General features: G+C 39.4%; 15 protein-coding genes. 10 read left to right on the top strand and 5 right to left on the bottom strand.

The annotated features are described in order from the left end of the window. The first annotated feature begins 17 nt into the window (after positions 1–17). Together rluA and I6E82_RS00985 are read left to right on the top strand one after the other, a co-directional pair. Complete coding sequence (gene rluA / locus I6E82_RS00990; RefSeq protein WP_197116444.1) at positions 18–671, top strand: bifunctional tRNA pseudouridine(32) synthase/23S rRNA pseudouridine(746) synthase RluA; 654 nt, start codon at positions 18–20, stop codon at positions 669–671. Positions 672–763: 92 nt separating this feature from the next. Then, a complete protein-coding gene (locus tag I6E82_RS00985) occupies positions 764–1714 on the top strand; it encodes a DUF3530 family protein (RefSeq protein ID WP_197116442.1) in 951 nt (316 codons plus the stop codon). On the opposite strand, the gene djlA is transcribed toward I6E82_RS00985, so the two are convergent. The 3 genes from djlA to I6E82_RS00970 are packed head-to-tail and all read right to left on the bottom strand — an operon-like array spanning position 1697 to position 4249. Further along, entirely contained in the window at positions 1697–2563 is an 867-nt protein-coding gene (gene djlA, locus I6E82_RS00980; RefSeq protein WP_197116440.1) for a co-chaperone DjlA, read from the bottom strand. The two genes, I6E82_RS00985 and djlA, sit on opposite strands and share 18 nt — an antisense overlap. A gap of 31 nt (positions 2564–2594) precedes the next feature. Continuing rightward, entirely contained in the window at positions 2595–3251 is a 657-nt protein-coding gene (gene murU / locus I6E82_RS00975) for an N-acetylmuramate alpha-1-phosphate uridylyltransferase MurU (RefSeq protein ID WP_197116438.1), read from the bottom strand. Next, positions 3248–4249 (bottom strand): aminoglycoside phosphotransferase family protein, encoded by a 1002-nt coding sequence (locus I6E82_RS00970; protein WP_197116436.1) that lies wholly within the window; start codon positions 4247–4249, stop codon positions 3248–3250. Before I6E82_RS00970 ends, murU begins: the two co-directional genes overlap by 4 nt. A gap of 111 nt (positions 4250–4360) precedes the next feature. Here I6E82_RS00970 and lptD point away from each other — a divergent pair, with 111 nt between their 5' ends. The 8 genes from lptD (at position 4361) to I6E82_RS00930 (ending at position 15712) form a co-directional block, all read left to right on the top strand. Beyond that, positions 4361–6613: an LPS assembly protein LptD gene (gene lptD, locus I6E82_RS00965; RefSeq protein ID WP_101163646.1), complete on the top strand. Its 2253-nt coding sequence runs from the start codon at positions 4361–4363 to the stop codon at positions 6611–6613. Positions 6614–6652: 39 nt separating this feature from the next. Next, the gene (gene surA, locus I6E82_RS00960) at positions 6653–7948 is read left to right on the top strand and encodes a peptidylprolyl isomerase SurA (RefSeq protein ID WP_197116434.1); all 1296 of its coding nucleotides are present in this window, start codon (positions 6653–6655) and stop codon (positions 7946–7948) included. A 2-nt stretch (positions 7949–7950) separates the two neighbouring features. Then, the gene (pdxA, locus tag I6E82_RS00955) at positions 7951–8943 is read left to right on the top strand and encodes a 4-hydroxythreonine-4-phosphate dehydrogenase PdxA (protein WP_007585088.1); all 993 of its coding nucleotides are present in this window, start codon (positions 7951–7953) and stop codon (positions 8941–8943) included. Next, positions 8940–9746 carry a 16S rRNA (adenine(1518)-N(6)/adenine(1519)-N(6))-dimethyltransferase RsmA gene (rsmA, locus tag I6E82_RS00950; RefSeq protein WP_007585090.1) on the top strand — a complete coding sequence of 269 codons (807 nt, stop codon included), beginning with the start codon at positions 8940–8942 and terminating at the stop codon, positions 9744–9746. The genes pdxA and rsmA overlap by 4 nt, the downstream gene beginning before the upstream one ends. Beyond that, on the top strand, positions 9730–10119 hold the full coding sequence (apaG, locus tag I6E82_RS00945; RefSeq protein ID WP_007585091.1) for a Co2+/Mg2+ efflux protein ApaG: 390 nt from the start codon (positions 9730–9732) through the stop codon (positions 10117–10119). Before rsmA ends, apaG begins: the two co-directional genes overlap by 17 nt. Before the next feature lie 13 nt (positions 10120–10132). Beyond that, a complete protein-coding gene (locus I6E82_RS00940) occupies positions 10133–10951 on the top strand; it encodes a symmetrical bis(5'-nucleosyl)-tetraphosphatase (protein ID WP_197116432.1) in 819 nt (272 codons plus the stop codon). A gap of 136 nt (positions 10952–11087) precedes the next feature. After that, positions 11088–13103 (top strand): methyl-accepting chemotaxis protein, encoded by a 2016-nt coding sequence (locus I6E82_RS00935; RefSeq protein ID WP_197116430.1) that lies wholly within the window; start codon positions 11088–11090, stop codon positions 13101–13103. A 1166-nt stretch (positions 13104–14269) separates the two neighbouring features. Continuing rightward, positions 14270–15712 carry a capsule assembly Wzi family protein gene (locus tag I6E82_RS00930; RefSeq protein WP_197116428.1) on the top strand — a complete coding sequence of 481 codons (1443 nt, stop codon included), beginning with the start codon at positions 14270–14272 and terminating at the stop codon, positions 15710–15712. A 284-nt stretch (positions 15713–15996) separates the two neighbouring features. Here the strand turns inward: I6E82_RS00930 and I6E82_RS00925 are convergent, their stop codons facing one another. Together I6E82_RS00925 and I6E82_RS00920 are read right to left on the bottom strand one after the other, a co-directional pair. After that, positions 15997–17001 (bottom strand): NAD-dependent epimerase, encoded by a 1005-nt coding sequence (locus tag I6E82_RS00925; RefSeq protein ID WP_197116426.1) that lies wholly within the window; start codon positions 16999–17001, stop codon positions 15997–15999. A 637-nt stretch (positions 17002–17638) separates the two neighbouring features. Then, a complete protein-coding gene (locus tag I6E82_RS00920; RefSeq protein ID WP_197116424.1) occupies positions 17639–18805 on the bottom strand; it encodes a nucleotide sugar dehydrogenase in 1167 nt (388 codons plus the stop codon). Positions 18806–19077 lie beyond the last annotated feature (272 nt).

Raw genomic sequence — 19077 nt, 5'->3', positions numbered from 1 at the left:
AATTACTAAGGTCGGCCGTGTTAGTTAATTACAATCCCCCTATGAATCCGTATTTAACGATACTTTTTCAGGATGACGACTTACTGATAGTTAATAAACCAAGTGAGTTATTAACTGTCCCAGGTAAAGATCCTAAACATGCCGACAGCTTAATTAATCGTGTTAATCGTGTTTTTCCAACAGCAAGAATAGTGCACCGCTTAGATATGGCGACTTCTGGCATACTGTGCCTTGCCATGAATAAAGCAGCGCACAGACATTTAAGTATGCAGTTTCAAGAGCGCGAAACAGCTAAACGTTACATAGCACGTGTATACGGACACCTTGAGGCTGAAACAGGATCAGTAGATTTACCCCTTATTTGTGATTGGCCTAATCGCCCTAAACAAATGGTTGATCACGACAGAGGTAAACCTTCGCTTACGCATTTTAAAATACTTGAGCGTGAAGAAAATGCAACCCGTGTAGAGCTAACTCCCATCACTGGTCGCTCGCATCAACTACGTGTGCATATGTTAAGCCTTGGTCATCCTATTTTAGGTGATAGACTTTACGCCCACAAAGAGGCACTTGCTGCCGCTCCTCGCTTACAATTACATGCACAAATGCTGCAATTAAAGCACCCTGTAACTGAGCAAGTACTTACTTTTGAAGCCGAATTAGAGTTTTAACAGGTTAAAATTCACTAGCTAATTCGCTCTATACATTAAACTTTTAGATAACCTTGCCGATACCTAACTAATTGTCATTAGTTAGGTGCGTTATGCTATTTCTACGGTTTTTAAAAGGGGCTTTTTATATACAGCTCAGCTGTGCCCTACTTTTAGCTAACCCCATCAGCGCAGCTGAACATATTGCTCCACCTAGCCTATCAAGTATTGAAAATAGCGACATTGAGCGACTACTTCCAAGCGATGAAATAAAGCCTATATTGGCGGGTGAAACAGAATTTTTAAGCCTTTACAGCGAGTATATGAGTAGTAATTTTAGAGGTATCGTAATACTTATACCCGATTGGCACTCTTCACCTACCAATAATTCAGGTATGAGCTACTTACGTAAAGAGCTTAATTATTTAGGCTACAGCACCTACGCAATGACAGTACCCAACATTGATTGGCAAGCAAGTAAAATGGCCGAAGCAACGCCTAATGAAGCAGATACAACGCCTAGTAAAGCCGAGGAACCTGCATCACCCGACACCACAACAAACGCACAACCGCAGCCTGCAAAAATAAAAGAAGCACCTCATTACGTAAATGCAATTGAAAAAGTAACTGACGACATACTTGATAACTATAAAATAAATCTCATTTCTCGCTTTAATGCGCTGTATCAAACCGCTATGGAAGATTCGAGTAATATAGTGGTTATAGCACAAGGCACGAGTGCGGGTGTGTTGTTGGAGTACTATGCAGATTTCCCGGACGAGAGAGTTGAGGCATTTATCAGTTTAAGTAGTTACTTACCTAATACCAAGCGTAACGAAAGCTTGAGCCAAACAGCATCACTTGTTACACCCGCCTTACTTGATATTTACTATGCAAATGACAGCACAGACATTTTAATGAGCCTTAAAAATCGTCAGCGCTGGGTTGACCGAAATGCAAAATTTGATTACCGCCAACGCCAGTTGTTTGGCCTGCGCGATCAACCCGATCAACACGCACGCCTAACAAAAGAAATAGACGGCTTTTTACGCCGACTTTTTTAAATACTCATAAGCAGCTTGAATATCTTGGCTCTTTTTAACAGCCAGTTCCATCATGTGTTTTGGTAGGCCTTGCGACACTAACTTATCAGGGTGGTGTTGCGACATAAGTTTACGGTACGCTACTTTTATATCACGCTGCGTTGCATCGCTACTTAAGCCTAATAACGCCAATGCTTGCGCACGGTTCATATTATTATTTGGCGGTACATGGTGGCCAGAACCTTCACGGTAACTACTACTTTGACCTTGGTTTTGTTGCTGCTGATTAAAGCGCTGTTGTTGCTCTCTAAAGTTAAACTCTGCTTGGTAGCGCTTTAATACAAATGCAAAGTGTGTTTTAGAAATGCCTAGCTGTTTACTTACTTCTGCTAATAATTGCTTTTCTTGTTCGGCTAATATCCCGTCAGAAAACGCCATTTGAATTTGTATTTCTAAAAATAACTGTATTAGATCGTTTCGTTTAGCAAAGCGTTCTTTAAAATCGTGTACTGTTTCTTTAAGTGAAAAGTCGCTCTCTTTACCTGACTGAAATGCATGCTGTGCTTCGCGGCGTTCTTCGCCTTTTAAGCCCATTTCATCCATAAACAAGTTAGCCGCTTTTATATGTACTTCGCTGACTCGACCGTTCGACTTGGCAATGTGTCCCATGACAGCAAAGCAGCTTGAAAAGAATAAAGCTTGGCGCTCGTGAACATCGTCACCACTAAATAAGCTAGAAAAGCCGCCTGCTTTATCAAAGTTATTTTTTAAGCTTTTATCAAATAAATGACCTAGGTATAAACCTAAAATGGCACCAAATATTTTGCCAAACATAAAGCCAAAACAAAAACCGAGAATTTTTCCCCACATCTATAATACTGCCTTCTTAAAAATTGAGTTATTACGCCTCAAGGCGCGTGTTTAATTGGTTTAAACGCTCTGGTGTACCAATGTCATCCCACTGCCCTATATAGAGCTCAGTAGAGACTAAATGTTCATTTAGCTTTTCACGTAAAATAGGCCCTAAAGGGCGAATACCTTGCGTTAATCCTTTAAAAAAATCAGCCTGATACCGCCCAATCCCCGAAAATGTATATTTTTGACTCTCGGCCGATAAATGGCTCAATGCAAAGTCGCCATCTGGATTGTGTGGCGGGTTTTCTATAAGCACTATGTGCGCCTCACCGGGTTGTAAATGAAGCTGCATTAGCGCACTTACATCGTAGTCGGTGTATACATCGCCATTTACTACAATGAACGATTCACCCAACAACGGTAACGCTTCAATAATACCGCCAGCCGTTTCAAGACCACCTTCAACTTCTTGGCTGTAAAGTATATTTACACCAAATTGGTTGCCATCTTTAAAGTAGTCTTTTATTTTATCACCTTGCCACGCAAGGTTTATTACAATATTGGTAATGCCGGCAGCTTTAAGATTATTTATATGGTGCTCAATAAGTGGTTTTTCTGCCACTTTTAACATTGGCTTTGGCATATTTTGCGTAAGCGGCATCATACGCTGTCCGCGCCCTGCAGCTAAAATCATCGCTTTCATGAGCGCTCCTTTGCCAACTTTTCAGTCACTTTTGGCACTATGGTATTTTTTGTCCACTCACTCAATGCTTTAAGCTCTGGGTAATTTGCTGCTACTTCAATAATGTAATCAAGTGTCGGTAAAATATTATCTAAATAACCTGTTTTACCATCGCGTAAATACAATCGACAAAATATACCCGCAGCCTTTAAGTGGCGCTGTAATCCGGTTAAATCAAACCAATATTTAAACTCATCAAATGAAGTGTTAGCCAGTAAATTTTGAGCCGTAAATTCTTGATAAGCAAAATCAAGCAAGCTTGTTAACTCTTGTTGAGGCAGTTTAAAATAGCAATCGCGCAGTAGCGATACTAAATCGTAGCAAAGCGGCCCGCGTACAGCATCTTGATAATCTATAATTGCCCACTGGCCGTTACTGTTCATAATATTACGGCTATGGTAATCGCGATGAACGGTAACAGTGGGTTGCTCAAGCATGGCCTTTATTAATAGCTCTGAACTTGTTTGCCACATTACGTTTTGCTCTGCGCTTAGTGGCTCATTAATAAAGTCATTCACTAACCACTGGCTAAATATATCAAGTTCTAGTGTTATAAAATCTTCGTTATACGCTTGCATAGCAGGAGCTGCGGGCGTTTTAGCCCATTGAGCACTTAAACTAATTAGTGCTTGATAGTGCTCGGTGCGGTTTGCATCGTCAAGCATGTCAGCTAGGTGCGTACTCCCTAAATCACTCAGAACAAAAAAGCCTTGTTTCTCATCACTTGCAATAATAGTGGGAAGTAAAAAACCTTGTTCAACAAACACCTGATTTAGCGAGATGTAAGGTTCGTTATTCACTTTTTTTGGATCTGAGTCCATCACTATTAAATGCTTATTATCGTGATTTAAACGGTAATAACGGCGAAAGCTAGCATCACCCGTGATCGCGTTTAAAGTATGCGACTTGGCATTAAGCTGTGTGTTTATAAATTGTTGTAAATTCTCAAAGCGTGTCATTTTATAAGATATCTATTTTTCACTAAGTTAATTAGGTCAATTACTGTAATTGCCATTATTTTCCTTTATTATGTGTATATTATATTAAACACACAGTATTAAGGTCGATAAATGAGCAAAACCTGGGGCATATTGATGCTAAGCGTAGTTAGCGCACCATCGCTTGCCGAAACTGAACTGGCACACAACCTTTGTGGCATTTCAATGCAAACCAGAGCTTGGCAACCACTTGAAGGCCTTAACCTTGGTGAAGTTGATATTCAAGCTGATGATGTTGAGCTACTTGGCACTCAAAGCGCTGAATTTACCGGCAATGTTGATATTAACACCCTTAAGATGAGTTTGTCCGCACAAACTGCGTTGATAGACAAACAGCGTGGTTTATTAAATGCAACGGGGCCAATTACTTATCAAGATTACGTAAGTAAAGTAAACAGCACCGGATTAAATGCCGATTTAAATAATTCAGAAGTCAGTTTGTTAGGCGCCGACTACAGCCTAACCGAACAACAAGGTAAAGGCGGCGCTGAAAAGCTCACTGTTAATCAGTCTGGCCTATTACTCATGAATGCAAGCTTTACTACTTGCCCAAGTGACACCCCAGTATGGGAAATTGAAGCTGACGAAATAAACCTTTCACGCGAAGAAGGCTGGGGCGAAACATATAACGCCGTATTACGTATTCTCGATACACCGGTTTTATATTTACCTTATTTTACATTTCCGCTGGATGAGCGCCGTAAATCGGGGTTACTTACCCCGACTATTTCAAGCTCTGACAAATACGGTCTTGAAACAATTACGCCGTATTATTTAAATATTGCACCTAATTTTGATGCCACTATTACGCCTCGTTATATGTCTAACAAAGGGCTGCAATTACAAACCGAATTTAGATACCTAACAGAGCAACATGAAGGCTTAGTAGGGATTGAGTATTTAGATAGTGATGATTCTGAGCCAGACTTGAATGAACGCTACATGTTTCATTGGCAACAGCAAAGCTACCTAGGTGAAAACTGGCGTGCAAACGTTGATGTAACCAATGTAAGCGATGATAACTACATCACCGATTTAAGCTCAAATTACGCAAGTAAAACCGATACTCAGTTATATCGTACTGGTTCACTTACTCATTTGGGTGATACATGGCGCACCGATATTAAAGTACAAAACTTTGAAGTACTGGGCGATCACTTAGAGTCATACACTGCTATACCGCAAGTTAATTTTACGCAAACTGCCCCTTGGCGTTTTGATAATTTTGACTTTAGTGTGTCGGGCGAGATTAGCCATTTTACTAATGATTCATCAGAAGTGGCCATAGACAACGCAACACGTGTACACGTAGAGCCAAAAGCACGCTACAACTACGCAACGCATGCGTGGTCATTTTTATCTGAAGTGAGCTTGTTACAAACTAATTATAAGCAAAGCGGAAACTTAACAGGCACGCAATACAGCGATACCGTATCGCGTACTATTCCTAAAGTACGTTTGTATTCTCAGCTTAATTTTGAGCGCGACGCATCTTACTTTTTTGAAGATGCTATACAAACACTAGAGCCGCAAATTCAATATTTATATACACCTAATAAAGACCAGTCAGACATTGGCTTGTTTGATACAACCAAGCTACAAGACGATTATTATGGTTTATTTAGAGACGTGCGCTTTTCGGGTGTTGACCGCATAGCAGCAGCGAATCAGTTTACTTTAGGTGCTACAACGCGCCTATTTGATAAAAAACAAGAAGAAGTATTTAATTTTAGTGCCGGCCAAATATTTTATTTAAGTGATGACGCCAAGCCAACAGAGCAAGGCTTAAACTCAGACACTAATTATAATGCACTATTTGCAGCTCAAACCATGTTACATTGGCACCGCCGTTGGTACCTCGCTGGAGGTATTCAATACGATACAGATGGCAAGCAAATGGTACAGTCAAATGTAACACTTGATTATAAAGGTGATAATAATCAGCTAGTACAATTGAACCATCGCTATGCAAATGATGTCTCAGGAAATACAATCGAGCAAGCAGGTGTATTTACAAGTATTCCTATTAGCGACGAATGGCAATTTATTGCAAGCTATCATCGAGATCTTGAAAACAACAGAAGTATCGAAGTATTGAGCGGATTACAGTATGAATCATGCTGTTGGGCTATCCAAATTACTGGCCATCGCCAAATTGAAACAGATTTAAATCAATCAATAGGCCAAGAACAAGCAACTTTTGATTCAGGTATTAGTTTGAATTTTGTATTAAAAGGACTTGGCAGTAAAAGCCGTTATGATGCACAAAAATTATTACAACAAGGTATTTTTGGCTATCGTAGACCGTATTTTCTTAGTAACTAGTATCACAACAGTACTATCAGCAAGAGTAGTAAAAAGAATATGAATTTAAAAAAATTATTAACATCAGCAGTTTTAAGTGCCAGCCTTTGTCAAAGTGCAATGGCCGCACCAGTAGAAATAGATAAAGTTATTGGCGTTGTAAACCAAGGCGTAATTTTAAAAAGCGAAGTAGACACCATTATTAATCGTGTTAAAAAGCAAGCCGAAGAACAAAACCAGCAATTACCAAAAGATGAAACTCTTCGTGTACAAGCTGTTGAGCGTTTAGTAAATCAAGCCCTTATGATACAAATGGCTGAACGTATGGGGTTACAAATCTCAGACAGCCAACTTGATCAAACTCTTGCAAGCATGGCACAAGAGCAAGGCGGTACAATTGCCGATTTACGCCGTACTATTGAAGGTTCGGGCGAAAGCTTTCAAGCTTACCGTGAAGAAATTCGTAAAGAAATAACAACGCAGCAAGTAACACGTGCAAGCGTCGATCGCCGTATTTATATTAGCGAACAAGAAGTTGATAACCTTTTAAAAATTATGGAAACCCAAGGTCAAAGTGCTGAAGAGTACGACATTGGTCATATTTTAATAGATATCCCTAACGATGCGAACGCTGACGAAATTGCTGGCGCAAAAACACGCGCAGATAAAGTTATTGAGCTATTAAACGATGGCCAAGAATTTAAGCGTATTGCTATTTCATCATCAAGCGGCTCTAAAGCACTTGAAGGTGGACAGCTTGGTTACATGGGTATTAACGAAATGCCATCGCTTTTTGCTGAAGCAGTAAAAAGCCAAAAGAAAGGCGCTATTGTTGGCCCTCTTCGCTCTGGTGCTGGTTTTCATATCATTAAAGTACAAGATGTTCGTGGCCTACAAGTTGTAGAAACAACAGAAGTGCGCTCACGCCATATACTTATTAAACCTTCAATTATTTTAAGTGAAGAAAAAGCACGCTCTATGCTTGCTGGCTTTGCAAAAGACTTACGCGCAGGAACTGCTGACTTTGGAAAGTTAGCTAAAGAGTACTCAGAAGATCCAGGCTCTGCACTTAAAGGTGGCGAGTACGATTGGACAGATCCAACTACCTACGTACCTGCGTTTAAAGATACATTGCTTTCTCTTAAGCAAGACGAAATAAGCGAACCGTTTAGAACACAGTTTGGTTGGCATATTGTGCAGTTACTTGGTAAACGTGTAGCTGATAAAACTGAGCTAGCTAAACGTAACCGTGCTCACGGTATGTTGTTTAACCGTAAATTTAAGGAAGAAAGTTTTAACTGGCAGCAAGAAATGCGCGAGCAAGCTCACGTTGAAATTTTCCCTATAGACCAATAAATATGACCTTAAGAATTGCTATTACGCCGGGTGAACCCGCCGGTATTGGCCCAGATTTGCTACTCACGCTTGCTCAGCAAGCGTGGGATGTTCAACTTATAGCGATTGCCGATGGCAAACTATTAAAAGAGCGTGCAAAACATTTAGGCTTAACAATAAACTTAATTAAATTTGATGATAATGCCCCCGCCATCGCAGCACCTGCTGGCAGCTTGTATATTCATCAGGTTGATTTAGGGGTTGATGTAGAACTTGGCGTACTAAACGACGGTAACGGACAATACGTGTTAGATACCTTGCGCATAGCAAGTGAAAAAAACATGGATGGCACCTTCGATGCAGTTGTTACAGGCCCGGTTCACAAAGGCATAATTAACAAAGCAGGTATTTCGTTTAGTGGGCACACTGAGTACTTTGCGCAGCAATCAAATACTGCTGATGTAGTTATGATGCTTGCAACAGAGGGCTTACGCGTTGCACTTGTAACCACGCATATTCCACTAGCGTATGTATCGCGTGCAATTACACCTGAGCGTTTAACTAAAGTAGCGGGTATTTTAAATCACGACTTACAAACTAAGTTTGGTATAGAAAAACCACGTATTTTAGTGTGTGGCTTAAATCCGCATGCCGGTGAAGATGGTCATTTAGGTCGTGAAGAAATAGAAACAATCACGCCAACGCTTGAGATACTTAGAAGCGAAGGTATGAATTTAATTGGCCCACTACCGGCCGATACCTTATTTCAAGATAAATACCTATCTGAAGCAGATGCAGTGCTTGCTATGTATCACGATCAGGGATTACCTGTGCTAAAATACAAAGGATTTGGTAAATCGGTAAATATTACCCTTGGCTTACCATTTATCCGCACATCAGTTGACCACGGTACTGCACTCGATTTAGCAGGGACTGGTACAGCTGACGTTGGCAGTTTTGAATTAGCGATCCGCGAAGCAATTAAGCTCGCCCAAGAAAAAGCACAAAATCAATGACCGATAAAGTACATTTAGGACACCGCGCTCGTAAGCGTTTTGGGCAAAACTTTTTATTTGATGAATCTATTATCGATAAAATAGTCTCTGCGATCGATCCTAAACCAGAAGACAACCTAGTAGAAATTGGCCCTGGCCTTGGCGCAATCACTGAGCCAGTAGCCGAATTAAGCGGCCATTTAACGGTTGTTGAATTAGATAAAGATTTAGCGCAACGATTAATTGAACACCCATTTTTGGGTCCTAAATTAACCGTTAACCAAGGCGATGCAATGACGTTTGACTTTGCAAGCTTGGTTCGCGATGACAAAAAATTAAAAGTGTTTGGTAATCTACCTTACAATATTTCGACACCGTTATTGTTTCATCTTTTTGAATTTTCAGATCATATTGAGCACATGCACTTTATGCTTCAAAAAGAAGTAGTAAAACGCATGGTAGCAGGCCCAGGTAGTAAAACATTTGGCCGTTTAAGCGTAATGACTCAATACTACTGTAACGCAATGCCGGTTGTTGAAGTACCACCTGAATGCTTTAAACCAGCGCCAAAAGTTGACTCTGCGGTTATACGTTTAATACCTAAAAAGCCAGAGCAACGTACAGCAAAAAGCGTTAAAATATTAAACACTGTGTGTTTAGAAGCCTTTAATCAACGCCGTAAAACACTGCGTAACAGTTTAGGTAATTTACTAACTGCAGAAGAGCTTACTAGCATTGGCATTGATATAACGCTGCGTGCTGAGCGCTTATCTTTACAACAATTTATTGATATAGCTAACTGGATTTATGACAACAAGCAGTAATATTGGATCGCCTGTAAAGGTGTCTGTAGAAACATTTTACGTAGAAGGTCAATCTCAACCTGAGCTTGAAAAATACGTATTTGCTTACTCAGTAACGATTAAAAACCATAGTTTATGTAGTGCAAAATTACTGAGCCGCTATTGGTTAATTACCGATGCAAATGGCAAAGAAGTAGTAGTAGAAGGTGAAGGCGTTGTTGGCGAAATGCCAGACATTGGCCCAGGCGAAAGCTATAAATACACCAGCGGTGCAATTTTAGATACACCTGTAGGCACAATGCAAGGCCATTACACGTTACGCAACGAGTTTGGCTCTGAGTTTCAGGCGCCTATTAATGTGTTTCGTTTGGCTTGTCCTAACATTTTGCATTAAGTAGTAACCACTGATGGCAGATTATGCGATAGGTGATTTACAAGGGTGTTTTAGTGAATTTAACACCCTTTTGCAACGGGTTGATTTTAACCCAAGCAAAGATCACCTTTATTTAGTTGGCGACATAGTTGCCCGCGGGCCAGAATCCCTAGCCTGCTTAGACTATATTTACCAACATCAAAATAGCATGACCATCACTTTAGGCAATCACGACCTTCACATGGTTGCCTGCTACTTTCTTAACAAACCTACCAACCCAAAAGATAAACTAAACCCAATATTTGAAAGCCCAAAATTAGCGCATTACATCGCTTTTTTACAAACCCAACCATTGGCCTTAGAGCTTATAAAACATAACTGCTTTATATCTCATGCCGGATTAAACCCCGACTGGTCTATTGACTATGCTCTAAAGCACGCGCAATTTGCACAAAGCTGTTATCAATCAAACAATGCTAAAGCATTTTTTGAACACATGTATCAGCCTCACCCTATTGAGTGGTCAAGCAATCTTGATGACTTTGAAAAATTTAGATACATAGTTAACTACTTTACCCGTATGCGCTTTTTAACAAGTGATAACAAACTCGAGCTTAATGCAAAGGGTGCAATAACCGATAGTCAAACACTAACCCCTTGGTTTAACCATCCTAATATAGCTAAAACTAAACACGATATTATTTTTGGCCACTGGGCCGCGCTTGAAGGTAGAACAGGTAATCCACGGGTTCACGCCTTAGATACAGGCTGTGTATGGGGTAACACCATGACCCTAATGGAGCTAAGTACTAAAAAAGTAATTGTCGAAAAATCCCACCTTTCGTCTAAATAAACTGAAAAAAAACAATACATCTGTTAGATTTATCAATTAATAGTTAAAATTAGTTAAAGTAATTGATTTTAATTACTTAACTTATTGGTACAAACGCCGATAAGTCTTAATTGAAGTACTTTTGAGTGGAAATCTTATGAACCTGACAGTAAGCCAACGTATTTGGGGTGGTTTTATATTTATCACACTATTATTATTAATAATTGGTGGTAACTCCTTAATAAAAATTGCAAATATTGACCGTTCTACTCAAAAAGTGAACCAACTATCACTTCCAGCGCTAAATAAAAGCTCAGAACTACAAGCCGAATTTATTTTAATGAGTAAAGCCGCTCAAGCGAGTTTTTACACTACTTCTGCAAATGAACTAGCCCCCATTAAAAAACAAGTTCTTGAGCAAAAGCAATTATTCAACACTCTTCATCGCGAACTTCAAGACGTAGTAAAAAATGATGCAACGCTTAATCAAAGTAGCCAAAATGTAGAAAAAACCTACTTAAGCTTTTTAAGCACAGTTGAAAGCTTGTTAGAAGATAAAAGCAAACAGCTAGCATTAAACAAAGCATTAAAAGCACAATTAGAAAATATAGAGCTAAGTGCAGAAGATGCCAATTCTGTTGTACTCGATATTATTGACATTGATGGCTTTGAGCAAAACCACTCTCGTGCTTATCAAGCTGCAAACAATTTAGAAAATAACTTTATGTCAGTGGTAAGTAATAGCACTGATATGCTAACCGTTAAAACGCTTAATACTCTCGATATTGTTAAAAACGAGCAAACCTATTACCTAGAAGAAGTAACGCGTACCATTGCCTTAATTAAACCGGCTATTGAGCAAACTCACAGCGATTTATACTCAAGCTTAAAAGAAAATGTTGATACTTTAGAAAATAATATAAAAGGTAGTAGTGGTTTAGCTGCAAACAAAAAACGATTAATTGACTCTATTACACTAACAGAATCTGAGCTTGCCCAGTCAGAGCAAGCCACCAAAATGGCACTTAACCAAATTGATGAGTTAGTTAATCAAGCAAGTGACGTTGCCTTTAAATTACAGCAAGGCGTACGCAGCGACGTAGACTCAGCAAACTTATGGACGTGGGTTGGTATGATTATAGCCACTCTTTTAGCTGTAGCGATTGCTATTATTACTGTTAGCCGTATTACTAAACCACTTGCTGAAGTTAACCGAATTTTAGATATTGTTGCCAGTGGCGACATGACACAACGTTTAGACGACAGCGCTAAAGACGAATTTGGCGAACTATCTAAAAGTTGTAACACCTTAATTGATAACTTACGCAGCTTAATTAAAGGTATTATTTCACGCTCGACTCAGCTTGCAGCAGCATCAGAGCAAACATCTGCAATTACAGCCGAATCAAGCCAAGCAATTCGTAACCAACAAGCACAAGTTGAACAAGCCGCCACTGCAACAACCGAAATGAGCAGTACATCGCAAACGGTTAGCAACAGCGCTCAACAAGCACTTAGCGAAATTAAAAATGCTGATAAAGAAGCTGAGCGCGTTAAAGGTATTTCGAATAACAATAAAGCCACGATTGAGCAATTAGCACGTGAAGTAGACGACGCCTCACAAGTAATTAATAAACTACACCAAGATAGCGCATCAATTGGCAGCATTTTAGATGTAATACGCGGAATAGCGGATCAAACTAACCTACTTGCACTAAATGCCGCAATTGAAGCGGCACGTGCTGGTGAATATGGCCGAGGCTTTGCTGTTGTAGCAGACGAAGTACGCTCTCTAGCAAGTAAAACTCAAGAGTCGACCCAAGAGATACAATCAATGATTGAGTCTCTTCAAACAGGCGCAGAAGCTGCCGTAACAGCAATGAGTAAAGGTAAGCAACGTGCGGTATCGTGTGTTGAGCAAACCGACCTAGCAAGTAGCGCACTTGATTCAATTACATTTGCGGTTTCGCAAGCTCACGACGTAAGTGAAGAAATTTCGACCGCCGCACTTGAGCAACAACAAGTAGCACAAGAAATTAGCGAACGCCTTGAGTCGATTGTAGCCATCGCAGAGCAAACAGCCGAAGGCGCAAACCAAACCAACATTTCAAGTTCAGAAGTAGCAAAACTTGCCGAAGAGCTTCGCTTGTCGGTAGACGAATTTAAAGTTTAGGTTTACTAAAACGATTAAAAAACCCCGATGGTACTATGTACCATCGGGGTTTTTATTTATCAGGACTTTAAAAGTGAGATGTAAAACCTCACCAGAAGGCGCCGTTCTTACTCACGTAAAAAACGCAGTTTTTAATATTTATATTACCTACTTTTGGCTTATCTAAAGCGCAGCGCCCTCTTAACCTTTTTGTGAATAAATTACTTAAAACCTTATTGCACAAAGAGAAGCAAAAGAGGAGTAAATGAGAAGACATTAAAACAATAGTAATTATGTATTTTTACTTCTCTAAAGCGCAGCGCCCTCTTAGCCTCTTTGTGAATAAATCACTTAAAATCTTATTGCACAAAGAGAAGCAAAAGAGGAGTAAATGAGAAAACATAAAACAATAGTAATTATGTATTTTTACTTCTCTAAAGCGCAGCGCCCTCTTAGCCTCTTTGTGAATAAATTACTTAAAACCTTATTGCACAAAGAGAAGCAAAAGAGGAGTAAATGAGAAGAGACTAAAGCACAGAAATTACGAGCTTTGCTCGCCTACAAGTAAATTTAACCACGGCGTCAAACTTTACCGGTAGGCGTAAAGCTTGCTCACGCGAAAAGCGCAGCTTTTAATATTTATACTTAATAGACTACCTACTTTTGGCTTCTCTAAAGCGCAGCGCCCTCTTAACCTCTTTGTGAATAAATTACTTAAAACCTTATTGCACAAAGAGAAGCAAAAGAGGAGTAAATGAGAAGAGACTAAAGCACAGAAATTACAAGCTTTGCTCGCCTACAAGTAAATTTACCCACGGCGTCAAACTTTACCGGTAACCGCCGAGCTTGCTCACGCGAAAAGCGAAGCTTTTAATATTTATACTTAATAGCTTACCTACTTTTGCCTACACTAAAGCGTAGCGCCCTCTTGACCTCTTTGTGAATAAATAACTTATAAATCTATTTTTTGTAGGTATAACTTATTAAATGCGTTCCCGCCTGCTTTATAGCAAAACACTACATGCAAAAACGCGCTCGAATTTAACGCAGCGTCTATCACCTGCGAATGATAGCTTACTCCTATATATCCCCACTAATATATCGCTTTTTTCTTCCTTACTTAGGCGTTTATTGCTAACCTCGCGTTAACGTTTTTACTTAAACAAATTTTTGCTAACGGAATAATTATGCTCAAAAAAATATCACTGTTTATCGGGATGGCAGTCAGTGCAAATGCTGTTGCTAAAGGTGGCGTATCACCTTATTTACCTTTAAATCAAGCCCCAGAACTTGAGCACCAAGTACAACGACTTTTAGCCGTAAGTAAAAACACACATATTATGAGCAAGCCTTATAAAGCTCACGATATTTATAGAGTGCTGCAAACGGTTAGGCATACTTACCCAGAACTATATCAAACACTTTCGTACCAACTTAGCCCTTATATTCAAAGTGATGCGGGTACATTTGCAAAAGTAACACTTGCTGCTGGTACAAAAGATAAAACACTGCCTAACCAACGCGGCCAAACCACTAAAACCAACTTAATTGTTGAGGGTGGCGCTTACGCTAACTTCGGGCGTTACTTTGGTGTAAGTGTTGCAGGTATTGCCAACGAAGACGAAATATTACCTACACAAAGTTTTTTTTATCTTGGTAATAAATACGCGCAGTTAGATGTAGGTTATCGTGAGCATTGGTACTCACCTTTTAACGACAGTGCCATGCTATTAAGCACACAAGCTAAAACAACGCCTTCTATAACGCTTAGTAATGTAGAGCCAATAACCAGCTTTAATATTCGTTACGATATGTTTATTAGTAAAATGACAGAGCAAAGCGGAATTTTAAAAGAAGGTAAGCAAACAGGTGTGGCAAGAGTTTATGAACCAGGTAAGCCATATTTATTTGGCTTACATACTAGTTTTGCAGCAACCGATAATTTAACAATAGGCTTAAGCCGCTTAATGCAGCTTGGTGGCGGTCCGCGAAGCGTTACTTTAAAAGACTTTACAGAAGGTTTTTTTAGCCCTGGAAGTAAAGATAACGTAGGAAGAGAAGATGCTGATGAGTTTGGTGAGAACTTTGAGCTTGGCGATCAATTAGGCTCAATTACTTTTGCCTATAACAATAGTATTTATGCGCTACCGTTCGAGTTTTATGGTGAAGTTGCACTTGAAGATACATTAGGTGGCTCTCGCAATAATGCATATAGCTTTGGTGTTTACTTACCGTTTATTGCTAACAACCACAGCTTACGGTTTGAACACAGTAATTGGCAAAAACTTTGGTATGCCAATGGTATTTATTTAGATGGCAACCGTAATTCAGGTAATGTAATTGGCCACTGGGCAGGTGATGAACACGACTACACCGACTACACTCCGGCTAAATCGATGAGCGTAAACTGGCATTGGCAATTAAGTAAAATAGAAAACTTAAATACCACTATTCGTATGCTTAAAAATAAAAACGAAGGCTATAAAACAAGTTACGAACTGCAAACAGCGTACACACGCAAGTTGAGTAAACCAATAATGGGTGCTAAAAGTTGGGGAGCTGAGCTATATCAAGGAAAGGATGTATACGGGGAAACATTTGCTAGGTTAGGTGTATTTGCTAATTTTTAATACCCTGTAGGTGGGAATTTACTTCGCGCTCATCAAATTTAACTTTATCAAAAGCGAGGTATAAAACCTCACCTACAATATATACTCTGTAGGTGCGAATTTACTTCGCGCTCATGTAATTTAACGTTACCAAAGCGAGGTTAAAACCTCACCTACAACATATGCACACCCTGTAGGTGCGAATTTACTTCGCGCTCATCTAACTTAACTTTATTAAAAGCCAATAAAAAAACACTGCCTCAAATTGAAAACAGTGTTTTTAAATGACTTACAAATTGTAACCTTTATTTATAAAAGTCTTTATACCACTTAATAAGCTCACTTACGCCTTGCTTAACACCAACCTGCGCTTTATAGCCTGTTGCATTAAATAAGTCTGTAGTATCAGCATAAGTTTTATAAACATCGCCGGCTTGCATTTCACGGAAGTTCTTTTTAGCTTCAGTGCCTAGTTCAGCTTCAATAGCTTCAATAAACTTCATTAGGTTTATTGGGCTACCGTGACCAATATTATAAACTGCATACGGAGCAGAACTAGAAGCAGGCGAACCTGTTTCAACTCTCCAGTCTGGGTTTGCAATAGGTATAACATCAGCGGCACGAACAACACCTTCGACTATGTCATCTATGTAAGTAAAGTCACGCCACATATCGCCATTGTTGTTTATATCAATAGTGTCGCCGGCAAGTATTTTTTTAGTAAAAATATATGGTGCCATATCTGGGCGACCCCATGGGCCATAAACAGTAAAAAAGCGTAAGCCTGTTGTAGGTAAGCTATATAAATGAGAATAGCTATGCGCCATTAGCTCATTCGCTTTTTTAGTTGCTGCATAAAACGACACTGGGTGATCAACACTGTCGGTTGTTTCAAACGGGGTTTTTTCGTTTAAACCATATACAGAGCTAGATGAAGCATAAACCAAGTGTTTTACTTTATTATTACGACACCCTTCAAGCACGTTTAAGTGCCCTACTAAATTAGAGTCTGCATAAGCATCAGGGTTTTCTATTGAATACCTAACTCCAGCTTGCGCTGCTAAATGTATTACTTTATCAAACTGCTGTGTTTTAAATAACTCGCTCATTGCTGGGCGTTCACTTATATCAAGCTTAATAAATGTAAACGCTTCATGGCTTTCAAACTGCGCTAAACGAGCTAGTTTTAAATTTACATCGTAATAGTCATTAAGGTTATCAATGCCGACTACTACATGGCCAGCCGCTAACAATTTTTGGCATGTTGCCGCGCCAATAAAACCAGCAGCACCCGTTACTAAATATTTCATAATTTCCTAATCTTTAAGCTGATAAAGTTGAAAGTTGAAAGTTGAAAGTTGAAAGTTGAAAGTTGAAAGTTGAAGACTAAAAGCCTAATCCCAAGTTTCAATAGTTTTCATTAAGGCCGATATCATTTTTGATAACTGCCTAGACTCTTCTATCCAAGCCCGTACTTTTACCTCAATGCCTTTAACTTTTAAAGCTATGCTTATTTGCTAACGCGCCAGCAAGCAAGGCGCCTACAACAATAACATCGTAATTATACGGCTGAGTCGTAGGCGTAAAGTTTGCGCACGCACGAAAAAAGCCTAAACGCGCCAGCAAGCAAGGCGTCTACAACAATAACATCGCAATTATACGGCTGAGTCGTAGGCGTGAAGCTTGCTCACGCACGAAAAAAAGCCTAAACGCGCCAGCAAGCAAGGCGCCTACAACAATAACATCGCAATTATACGGCTGAGTCGTAGGCGTGAAGCTTGCTCACGCACGAAAAAAGCCTAAACGCGCCAGCAAGCAAGGCGCCTACAACAATAACATCGCAATTATACGGCTGAGTCGTAGGCGTGAAGCTTGCTCACGCACAAAAAACACTAATTTCAACTATAAGTCTTTAACCTTTAGTCTTTAGTCTTTAACTTTTGTTTGTTAATCGCTACCAAACAAATCACGAGTATAAACTTTATCAGCAATATCGCTAAGCTCTTCAACCATGCGGTTAGACACAACAACGTCAGATATTTGCTTAAACTCGTTTAAGTCTTTAATTACACGTGAGTGATAAAACTCATTTTCTTCAAGTACTGGTTCGTAAACTACAACCTCAATACCTTTGGCTTTAATACGCTTCATAATGCCTTGGATGGCAGAGGCTCTAAAGTTATCAGACCCAGTTTTCATTACTAAACGATACACACCAACTACTTTAGGGCTGCGTTTAATTATTGAGTCTGCAATAAAGTCTTTACGCGTAGTATTAGCATCCACAATTGCACCAATAATATTGTTTGGTACATTTGCATAGTTTGCACGCAGCTGCTTTGTATCTTTTGGCAAACAGTAACCACCGTAACCAAACGATGGATTGTTGTAATGATCACCAATGCGAGGGTCTAAACTAACGCCCTGTATAATTTGCTTACTGTTTAAGCCATGTGCTTCAGCGTAGCTATCAAGCTCATTAAAATAAGCGACGCGCATTGCTAAGTAAGTATTTGAGAATAACTTAATAGCTTCGGCTTCAGTTGAGTCGGTAAACAATACTTCAATATCTTCTTTTATAGCGCCTTGCTTAAGTAAGTTAGCAAACACACTTGCACGCTCACTTTGCTCACCAACTACAATACGCGATGGGTATAAGTTATCGTGTAGCGCTTTACCTTCACGTAAAAACTCTGGCGAAAATATTAAGTTACTAATGCCGAGCTTTTCTTTTATACCTTGCGTAAAGCCAACGGGTACCGTCGATTTAATGACCATAGCTGCATTTGGGTTATGCGCTATCGCATCTTTAATTACAGCCTCTACAGAGTTTGTATTAAAGTAATTGTTTTCAACATCGTAATCAGTTGGTGTAGCAATAATTACAAAGTCTGCATTTTTATAGGCTGCTACTTTGTCGGTAGTTGCTGTAAAATTTAAGTCACTACGTGTTAAAAACTCACTAATTTCGGTATCAACAATCGGTGATTTCTTATCATTCAACAGTGCAATTTTCTGTTCGTCTATATCTAATGCAACCACTTCATTGTGTTGTGCTAGCAACATAGCGTTAGAAAGGCCTACATAGCCTGTACCTACTACGGCAATTTTCATATTAATCCTTTAAGATTAGTTAATAAGTAATAAAATGATTCTATCAGAGTTATAAATTAGGCTCTAGCTAAAAGGCTCTAGCTAAAATGTAACATCGAATGATACTACTCAACGGTCTCAGAGCTTTACCTAAGCTGCGCTTTTAAAGTGCATTAACTTTTTAATTTATTTGTGAGTAAATCACCTAAGATTTTTTGCTTAATTGTAAAATAAAAGTGGATGAATATCCTGATGAGCGCGTTCTTTGTAGGTGCGAATTCACTTCGCGCTTA

The sequence above is a fragment of the Pseudoalteromonas sp. NZS11 genome (assembly GCF_015864765.1).
GTDB lineage: Bacteria > Pseudomonadota > Gammaproteobacteria > Enterobacterales > Alteromonadaceae > Pseudoalteromonas > Pseudoalteromonas arctica.
This window is presented reverse-complemented; position numbering and strand designations above follow the sequence as displayed.